The organism is Haloarcula sp. CBA1122 (assembly GCF_009741785.1).
In the GTDB taxonomy this organism is placed as follows: domain Archaea; phylum Halobacteriota; class Halobacteria; order Halobacteriales; family Haloarculaceae; genus Haloarcula; species Haloarcula hispanica.
On record NZ_WPCB01000018.1, the window covers coordinates 58,474 to 64,912 of the forward strand.

Annotated in this window: 5 protein-coding genes and 1 pseudogene; 5 read left to right on the forward strand and 1 reads right to left on the reverse strand. The window is 65.6% G+C overall.

Translation table 11 applies throughout. The features are described 5' to 3' along the window. Positions 1 to 3: 3 nt before the first annotated feature. Complete coding sequence (locus tag GJ630_RS09430) at positions 4 to 750, reverse strand: TrkA family potassium uptake protein (RefSeq protein WP_014041634.1); 747 nt, start codon at positions 748 to 750, stop codon at positions 4 to 6. 399 nt (positions 751 to 1,149) lie between these two features. On the opposite strand from GJ630_RS09430, the pseudogene GJ630_RS09435 reads away from it, so the two are divergent. From GJ630_RS09435 to GJ630_RS09455, 5 genes and pseudogenes are all read left to right on the forward strand, one after another. After that, a pseudogene (locus GJ630_RS09435) lies at positions 1,150 to 1,886 on the forward strand (competence/damage-inducible protein A). Positions 1,887 to 2,795: 909 nt separating this feature from the next. Beyond that, on the forward strand, positions 2,796 to 3,788 hold the full coding sequence (gene hemB / locus GJ630_RS09440) for a porphobilinogen synthase (protein WP_050037240.1): 993 nt from the start codon (positions 2,796 to 2,798) through the stop codon (positions 3,786 to 3,788). A gap of 170 nt (positions 3,789 to 3,958) precedes the next feature. Then, complete coding sequence (locus tag GJ630_RS09445) at positions 3,959 to 4,672, forward strand: DUF4129 domain-containing protein (RefSeq protein WP_064288577.1); 714 nt, start codon at positions 3,959 to 3,961, stop codon at positions 4,670 to 4,672. Beyond that, positions 4,669 to 5,196, forward strand: a complete 528-nt coding sequence (locus GJ630_RS09450) for a hypothetical protein (protein ID WP_023843462.1) — start codon at positions 4,669 to 4,671, stop codon at positions 5,194 to 5,196. Before GJ630_RS09445 ends, GJ630_RS09450 begins: the two co-directional genes overlap by 4 nt. Next, positions 5,193 to 6,439, forward strand: a 1,247-nt coding sequence (locus GJ630_RS09455) for a DUF58 domain-containing protein (RefSeq protein ID WP_191449780.1), incomplete at its 3' end; no start/stop codon positions are given. The genes GJ630_RS09450 and GJ630_RS09455, both read left to right, overlap by 4 nt.

The window sequence follows — 6,439 nt, forward strand, 5'->3', positions numbered from 1 at the left end:
TGGTCACAGCCGCTCACACACCTGTTTTCCGCTGACGACTTCGGGGATTATCACTTCATCCGCGCCCACGCGGCGGGCCACGGTCTCGTCCTGTCGGTCGCCGGCCCGAACGATGAGCTGGACAGTGGGCGCAAGCTGGCTCGCCAGCACCGCAATCTGAATATTTGCGTTCGTGTCGTCAATCGCCCCGATGACCGTGTCGGCTCGCTTGATGCCCGCGTCCGTCAGCGCGCCCTCGCGGCTCGCGTCGGCCTCCAGCGCGAGATGGCCGTCGTCGAGCGCCCGTTCGTACTGTTCTGTCTGTTTCTCGATGACGACCACCTGTGCGTCCGTGCCGCCTATCTGCTCCGCGACAGTCTGTCCGAACGTCCCGTAGCCACAGACGACGATGTGGTCGTCCAGTTCCTGAAGTCGTTGCGAAATCTGCATACGTGTAAGTTCCTGCTGAATCTGGCCGCCGAAGGCTGCCGACAGCACTGTTTCACCTATCCACAGTCCAGCGACGACGAGACCGGTCAGCACCACGATGGCGTAGCCTTTGACCAGCGTCGCGGGCCCCTCGTGGGTCTGGAAGTGGAGTTCGATGCTCGTGGGGTCAAGCAGCCAGAACAGGGCGTTGACGACGCCGACGCCACCGAACGTGACGAATCCGAACACACCGGCGGCGACGAGTCCAACGAACGCGAGAACCGGTCTGGAAAGCCGACGGAGCAGCGAGCGGTCCGGCCCTGTGCTATCGCTGTGTTCCATTGCTGTAGCTACCTGCCAAGAGTTGCCGTTACGACACACCGCGACGAGCCCGATAGCGCGACGACGCGGTGTGCTGCCAGCAGCGTCAGTCTGTCAGCGTTCCAGCGGATGTTGTGGACGCTTCGTCGACCGGGCCAGCGCTGTCGCGGTCCGTACTCGGCACGCGACTTCGGTTCGGGTACACCCGTTTGACGCAATCAGCACAATTGGTGACAAGTACCATGATTTTGAATTGCCGGACCCAGTATATGTATGTTACCGAAATATGGCTAGACTAGATATAATGCCATTATACACCATCCATATTCATTCGGTCCGCAGCGGGCCGACGACACCTGAGTCTGTGTCCACCTGCGTCCAGCCAAACGCTTAACGCCGCCAGACACTCACAGCGAGATGATGGAGGTCGCACTGCTCACCGTCGGTGACGAACTGCTCGCTGGCGACACGGAGAACACGAACGCGTCGTGGCTGGGCCGCCAGCTCACGGCCGCCGGCGCAAGCGTCACCCGAGTCCTGACTGTGCCCGACGACGAGGCGGTCATCGCGACGCCGTGGCGCGGTATCACGACGCTTTCGACGCGGTCATCGTCACCGGTGGCATCGGCGGGACACCCGACGACATAACCAAAGCCGCCGTGGCGCGGGCGTTCGGCCGCGACCTCGTCGTTCCCGACGACGTGCGGGCACACCTCGAAGCGAAGGCCGAGCGGTTCGCTGATGACAACCCCGAGATGGTGGACCGCTACGACATGGACCTGGACCTCGACGCGTGGGCGTCGATCCCCGAGGGCGGGCAGGCGCTGCTGACCGACGAGAGCTTCGCCGCCGGCTGTGTCATCGACCGCGTGTACGTCCTGCCGGGTATCCCCGAGGAACTGAAAGCGATGTACGAGACCGTTGCCGACGAGTTCGACGGCGACCGGACGACGGAGACGATTCACACGCCTGCACCCGAAGGCGCACTGGTCACCCACATCACGGCGGCCCGCGAGCAGTTCGCGGTTGCCGTCGGGAGCTATCCCCGCAAGGACGATGCACCGGGGCGGGTGAAGATTACCGGTGACGACCCGGCAACCGTTGCCGACGCGGCGGCGTGGCTCCGCGAGCGAATCGAGGTCGTCGACATCGAGTGAACTGCTTTCCGGAGATTCCCTCGAAGGCGTCACAGGCTCCTGCTATCTGGTGACTGTCCAGACCGGTGCACGAGGACCCAGTATCTGGTAGCTACTCCTGCGGGTACAGCTGAAGCGGCAATAGATGACACGTCATAAGATGGGATTTCCCACAAGGCATTTGTCAGTTATAAATTATTTCTCTGTATGTACGATCAAAGGGCTCTACTTCTCGCTATTGTCTGTAGCCTTGTGCTCACGGGATGTTCTACGCTTTCCGACGGCCCAGCAACCCCAGAATCGGCCGTAGACAGTGGTCAGGAAACCCCAACCATTGGCGCACAAATAAACGTCTCTGAAGCCAAAGAACGCGCACTAAACTCGGAAACGGACTATGTGACTGCTCGGCTTCAGAATGCGAGTTGTCTTGATAGCTGGGATGTCGGTTCATTCACTGTTGGTCCAAAGGTGACCGTCGTAAACCGATCAGATCGTGGTCTCACTGTTCGGGTTAGACGACCATATTCGACGGCAAAGGGCGAAGCAGTGTATGACGCTGAGCACTATGCCCGCTATCTCGTAACCAAAACAGGGACTGAAAGACTGTCCGGTGATACCGTCGCTCCTTGCTGAGTTGCGTATTCTGCACCTATTGGGCGTCAATGCTACCGGTAAGAAATGGATCGGGACAAGCCAGTGTGTGGATGGGAGAGCTTCGCTCAGATTCGTGTGCAGTGCGTGTCCTGACTGTCCAGACTAGCCGGAATATTCAGTTACAGCCTATAATACGGCCAGTTCACCGATGTATTCGTAAATCGGGCCCCGACGACAGAGCGACTACCCCGATATAGGCTTCCGTCTGTCAAAAAAGTGGTTGCGTTTAAGCACACAAACGGTGGGTTCATGCCGGCCACGGTCTGAAATGGCAGTATGAACCTGACACAGCGCCCGCGCCGCCTGCGAACCGACGGCGTGCGACCGCTGGTACGCGAAACGGAGCTCTCTGCGTCGGACCTCATCGCGCCGGTGTTCGTCGACGCGACGACCGACGAGCGAGTCCCAATCGAGACGATGCCGGGTCACGAACGGGTCCCGGTCGGCGAGGCGGTCGAGCGCGTCGAGGAGGTCCTCGAAACCGGCGTCGAAGCGGTGATGCTGTTCGGCGTCCCCGAGTCGAAAGACGAGCGCGGGAGCCGCGCCTGGGCCGAAGACGGCGTCGTGCAGGAAGCCACGCGCCGCATCACGAGTGAGACGGACGCCTACATCATCACGGACGTCTGTCTCTGTGAGTACACCGACCACGGCCACTGCGGTGTCCTCGAAGATGACGCTGCCGAGAACCCGCGGCTGACGGTACGTAACGACGAGACGCTCGATTTGCTGGGGAAAATCGCCGCGAGCCACGCCGCGGCCGGGGCCGACATGGTCGCCCCGTCGGGCATGATCGACGGGATGGTCGGGGCGATTCGGGAGGCGCTGGACGCCCAAGGCGACACCGACGTGCCCGTCATGAGCTACGCCGCGAAGTACGAGTCGGCCTTCTACGGCCCGTTCCGGGACGCCGCGGACGGCGCGCCGGCCTTCGGCGACCGGCGGCACTACCAGATGGACCCCGCGAACGCACGCGAGGCCAGCCGCGAGGTCGACCTCGACGTCGAGCAGGGCGCAGACGTGCTGATGGTCAAGCCCGCCCTGCCGTATCTGGACATCGTCAAGGAGATCCGGGAGTCTTACGACCACCCCGTCGCCGCCTACAACGTCTCCGGCGAGTACGCGATGCTCCACGCCGCCGCCGAGAAGGGCTGGCTCGACCTCGAAGCGGTCGCCTACGAGTCGTTGCTGTCCATCAAACGCGCCGGCGCGGACCTCATTCTGACCTACTTCGCCGAGGACCTCGCTGACGAACTCTATAGTAACAATTGAAACGATTTACACACTGATCGCACTGCAGTCGTGCGATCAGGTGTGCATTGATTTTCAATGGCTACTATAGGCGGGACCAGTCCCCGTGTGTACCCGTTCGAACCGCGCCCATGGGTTCCAGCGAACGGCAGGTCCCTAACCTATTCATGTGACAGGGGCGGAGTGGCCGTATGCAGCGACAGTCCCTCCTCGTGGCGGTTGTCGCCGCGATTGCGCTGCTGTCGTTCAGCGTCGGCGCCGCGAGCCTCGACGCCGCCACCGGGTCCGACCAGGCGGAGATGACCCGTGACGACAGCGAGATCGACAACCCCGACGGACAGGGCCTCAGCGACCCGCCGGGTAGCATCGACCCACCCGAAAGCGAAAACGGCGCTCGCGCGCTGCTGCCGAGTGTCCCCGCCCCGGCAGTCGGTGCGCTCGCCGTCGGCCTCGCAGTGGGTCTGGTCGTCCTCTGGCGGCTGGCCGGTCAGAGCCGGACCATCGACGAGACGGGCGGCGAAACGCCAGCCGTCGCAACAGCGGAGTCCGCGAAGGCCCCCTCGCATAGCGCGGCTGCAATCGACGTACCCCTGACTAACGACGTGTACCGCGCGTGGGCCGCCCTCGAAGATGCGGTGACCGTGGACGACGATGCATCGTCCCCGCAGGACATCGAGGCGGACGCGACGGCGGCCGGGGCCGACCCCGACGCCGTCGCCTCGCTCCGGTCGGTGTTCGAGCGGGTTCGCTACGGCCGGGAGCGGCCGGACGCTGACCTGGAGTCCCAAGCCCGTGCGGCGCTGGAACGGGCCGCCGACAACGCGGACGATATCGCGGCGAGCCCCGACGAGATGCCTTCTGCGGACAAAGACGCCGACGGGTCCGCCGGGGAGGGCAAGGCGTGACACTGCGCCGGCTCCCGTTGGCACTTGGCCTCGTCGCGACAGCCATCGGCCTCGGCCTCGCCGCGCTCGGCGCGCCGCTGTTGCCCTCGGGCGCTGTCTCGGATCTCCCGATACTCGCGGTGGCCGTCTTCGCTGGCGGTGTCGCGCTCCTCGCGCTCCTGGTTCGCTCCCTCGACAGCGAACGCGGGATGGCGCTGCCGGACACAGACAGCCAGTACGTCACGGTCCCCGGCGACGATATCGACGAGGCGCTTGCTGCTGGAGCCGGACAGGAAGCGATCCGGCGGCGCGTCGAGGGGGTCGCTGTCACCGTCCTCCAGCGCGACGGGCTCTCTCCCGACGAGGCAGCGGACGCGCTCCGGTCCGGCGCGTGGACGGACAGGGAGCCGGCTCGGAAACTGTTCGACGGGACACCGATATCGCTCCGGGCGCGGCTGTCCGGGTGGCTCTCGGGTATCCGTCCGTTCCAGCGGCGCGTCGCCCACGCGACGGCGGAACTCCGACGGCGCGACGAGGAGCGATGAGCGAGGTCCACCGCACCGGCCGCTGGTTCGGGCTGGCCGGGGCCGCACTGGTCGCCGTCGGCGTCGGACTGGTGGGGCAAGTCCCCGCGCTCGTGTTGCTGGGCGGGCTCGGCGTCACGCTGAGCGCGTACGACCGGGTCGCTGTCCCGCCAGCGGCGGACGTGTCGATACAGCGGTCCATCACACCGACAGAACCCGCACTCGGCGAGCGGGTCACCGTGGCGCTCACCGTCCGCAACGACGGATCACGGACGATTCCGGACCTCCGGCTCGCCGACGGCGTGCCGGATTCTGTCCGCGTCGTTGACGGGTCGGCGTCGCTGGGGACGGCGCTGCGGCCCGGCGCATCGACGACGATTACCTACGAGATTACTGGCGGGACCGACCGCTGCGTGTTCGACCCGGCGACGGTCGTCGTCAGGGACGTGGTCGGCGTCGTCGCCCGACGAACGTCCGTCACGACCGAACCCGACACCGTCACCTGGGAACAGCCGACCAGTTCGGCGCTGTTGCCGCTGGTCCCCGCAGTGGCCCGCCGACCCGGGACGGTGCCCGTCGACGAGGGCGGCGAAGGGGTCTCCTTCTACGCGGTCAGGGAGCACCGGTCGAACGACCCGCTCTCCCGCGTCGACTGGAATCAGTACGCCCGCACCGGCGACCTGCGGACCGTCGAGTTCCGCCGCGAGCAATCCGCGACGGTCGTGGTGGTCGTCGACGCCAGAGCAGCCGCCGCGCTCGCGCCGCGTCCGGACGCCGAGACAGCCATCGAGCGGTCGACGATGGCTGCCGTCGCCCTCGTCGAGGGGCTCCCCGAGGACGGCCACGAGGTCGGCGTCGCGGCGTACTCGCCACACGGAGCGTGGCTCGCACCGGGCACGAGCGCCGCGCACCAGCAACAGGCCCGGGACCTGCTCAGGACCGACCGCGCGTTCGCCGCGACATCGGTCACCCGAACACCGGACACAACGAAACTCATCGCACAACTGCCGACAGCGGCGAACGTCGTCTTCCTCGGGCCGCTGTGTGACGACGACAGCGAGGCGCTGGTCCGTCGACTCGCCGCCAGCGGCCACCCGGTGACGGTCCTGAGTCCCGACCCGACCGCGACGGACACGGCGGGCCACCGGCTGGCACGGCTCGAACGCCGTGAGCGGCTCCGTCGGTTGCGAGCCGCCGGCATCGCCGTCCACGACTGGCCCGCAACTGAGCCGCTGGAACAGGTAACCGAACGGGCCTGGCGGGG